This window comes from Gemmiger formicilis (assembly GCF_016901605.1).
In the GTDB taxonomy this organism is placed as follows: domain Bacteria; phylum Bacillota; class Clostridia; order Oscillospirales; family Ruminococcaceae; genus Gemmiger; species Gemmiger formicilis_B.
Map to the genome: position 1 here is coordinate 1 of NZ_JACJKP010000694.1, position 237 is coordinate 237.

Genomic DNA, 237 nt, shown 5'->3' on the forward strand with positions numbered 1-237 from the left:
GCGCCGTGTAGGGCGGGGGAAAAAGCACTTTAATATCCTCAAGTTCCGCACCATGCGCGGGGATACGCCCCACGATGTGCCCACCCACTTGCTGAAAAACGCCGACAGCTATATCACCAAAAGCGGCGCATTCCTTCGCAAAACCAGCCTGGACGAATTGCCGCAGATTTACAACATTCTGGCCGGCCAGATGAGCATCATCGGCCCGCGCCCGGCGCTCTACAACCAGTATGACCT

1 protein-coding gene is annotated in these 237 nt (G+C 57.4%); it reads left to right on the forward strand.

Going from position 1 to position 237, the window contains the following annotated elements; genetic code table 11:
* Positions 1-237, forward strand: a 237-nt coding sequence (locus tag H6B10_RS16505) for a sugar transferase (RefSeq protein WP_204652473.1), incomplete at both ends; no start/stop codon positions are given.